The sequence below is a fragment of the Protofrankia sp. Cas8 genome, assembly GCF_963555845.1.
Lineage (GTDB): Bacteria > Actinomycetota > Actinomycetes > Frankiales > Frankiaceae > Protofrankia.
Genome location: NZ_CAUVXI010000070.1, coordinates 19,520 through 22,024, shown reverse-complemented (window position 1 = coordinate 22,024; position 2,505 = coordinate 19,520). Strand labels below are relative to the sequence as shown.

Genomic DNA, 2,505 nt, shown 5'->3' with positions numbered 1-2,505 from the left:
AACCCCGACGACGATAACATTGGTAAATACTCGGACGATCAGCTATATGATGCTGCGTCAGCTCCCTATGGAAAGGCTAGACTTGATGCAGATGGAAATATCATCCGGGGTCAGAGTAAGGCTGGTCGCGCGCTTCAGAAGCATGCAGATCTTTCCAGAGGACTTGAGCACTCGAGCTTGTTCCCGAGCCTCACGTCCGATGCAGAGCGTACTGCGGTCGGTAACAGAATGATCATGGATCTTCTTAAGGATCCGGCAATTGATGAGACGGGTTCGGCTTCCTCTCATTACGGAGATACCGTGCGAGATTTGTGGAGCTCCAGCGGCTGGGGTGCGCGTTGGAGCATGCGAGGCGGGCATCTAACTTTTGAAGGATTCCTAGGATGAAAGTTATTAAGGTTGATGGTCGCGAGTATCGGATTTTTACGGTTACGAGTATTCACGAGGATGACAGCTATGTCGAGTGTCGTGATATTGTAGAGGGAGGGCTAATTTGTGAGATTCGAATCTCGGGTGCAGGGAAAGTTTTTTTGCTGCCAACATCCGATGAGATCGATATGAAGATCCTTCGTGGTGTAATGGAATACATTGAAGATGATAAGTAAGCTGTTCCGATCTTTGTGGAGATGCAGAATCTTGACAGGATGGAGATTGCTTCGGTGTTGATGATGTAGCGCTGGGTGGTCTGCCGGTCAGTGTGCTGGCGCAGGGTGGGGTGACCCGGGCGCGGACGTTTGACGCGTTGGGCCGGTTGACCGCGGAGTCCGGTTCGGGTGGGGGTGCGGCGGTGGCGTCGCGGTCGGTGGGCTATGACCTGATCGGTCGGGTCACGTCGGTGAACCATCCGTCGGGCACGCAGTCGTTGACTTATAACGATCGGGATCTGCCGATTGGGAGTGCGGGCCCGGCGGGGAGCTCCACGTTCGGTTATGACGCCAGTAGTCGGATGACGTCACGGACCGACGGCGCCGGCACGTCCACGTTCGGGTACAACGCCCGGGATGATCTGACCAGTACGACGGGTGCGGCCACCGGTGGCACCCGGTCGTTGGCCTATGACGACGCAGACCAGCTGACCGCGGTGACCTACGCGTCGGGTGGGGCGGTCCGCAGTTTCGGCTACGACAACCTGGGGCGGACGACCGCGGACACGCTGTCCGGGCCGGGTGGGACGCTGCGGGCGGCGACCTACAGCTACGACGCCAACGACAATCGGCTGACCGAAACGTTGAGTCCGGCGGCGCTGGCGGGGTCGGGGAGTCAGAGCTTCGGCTATGACCGGGCGGACCGGCTGACCTCGTGGACCAGCCCGGCGAACGTCACGACGAGCTACGGCTGGGATGGGGCCGGCAACCGGACGTCGGTGGGCGGCACCGCCGCCAGTTTTGATGAGCGGAACCGGCTGACCTCCGATGGGACGGCGACGTATACGTATACGGCGCGGGGGACGCGGGCGACTCGGACCGCTGGCGGGTCGACGGCGACCACGACGTTTGACGGGTTTGATCGGTTGGTGTCGGACAGTACGTCGGGGACGACGACGTACGGGTATGACGGCCTGGATCGGCTCGCGGTCCGGAACAGCACCACGCTGGGCTACGCCGGGGTGGAGAAGGAGCCGGTCGCGGATGGCACGTCGACCTACGCCCGGGATCCGGACGGCGATCTGATTGGCCTGGGGACGCCGGGGGGCAATTGGGTGCCGCTGGCCGATACTCACGGGGATGTGGTCGCTGCCTTCACCACGAACGGCGCAGGCCTGACCGACCAGAAGGTGTTCGACCCGTTCGGGACGCCGACGACCGCGGGCAGCGCCAACGTCCGCGTCGGCTTCCAGGGGTCGTGGACGGATCCGACGACGGCGAAGGTGTCGGCGGAGGCCCGCTGGTACACCCCGGGGACCGGTGGGTTTGTCTCTCGGGACAGTGTGGGTCTGCCGTTGACGTCGGGGATCTCGGCGAACCGGTATGTGTACGGCAACGCCAACCCACTGGCCTCCAACGACCCGTCGGGCCATTTTTCGCCCGGGGATTTTTTCCGGGAGGGTGTGCGGGACCTCAAGGTGGGTGCCCGCGGGGTTGGTGCGGTGGCCACGGTGGTGGAAGAGGCGGCGGTGCCGGTCGTGGAGGTCGCCGGTGAGGTGGTTGCGGGTGCGGCTGTGGTTGCGTCGGCGCCTGGATGGGTGCCGATTGTGGGGGCGGTCGTCGTTGGTGGTGCTTTGGGTGTAGCTGCCGGCTATGTATATGATCGTTATGGGAATTCCCAGGCGAGGACGTCGCCGGCGACGACCGATGTGCCGCTTGACTATTCCTGGTTTCCGGGTCTTGTGCCGGCTGAGTTTTCGCCGGCTACGCAGAATGATCGCGCTATTGATGTCAAGCCGACGGTGAAGCCCCGGTTTACTTCTGGTGGGCGTGTTGTACAGGTACACCCTCGTACGCAGCTGAAGCCCATACCGCTGCCGAAGCCCCGGATTCCACCGATGCCGCTGCCGCAGTTGAAGCA

General features: G+C 62.4%; 2 protein-coding genes. Both read left to right on the top strand.

Going from position 1 to position 2,505, the window contains the following annotated elements; genetic code table 11:
• On the top strand, nt 1–387 hold a 387-nt coding region (locus U9977_RS12535; protein ID WP_322749415.1), incomplete at its 5' end, for a hypothetical protein.
• Nucleotides 388–715: 328 nt separating this feature from the next.
• Nucleotides 716–2,505, top strand: a 1,790-nt coding sequence (locus tag U9977_RS12530; RefSeq protein WP_322749414.1) for an RHS repeat-associated core domain-containing protein, incomplete at its 3' end; no start/stop codon positions are given.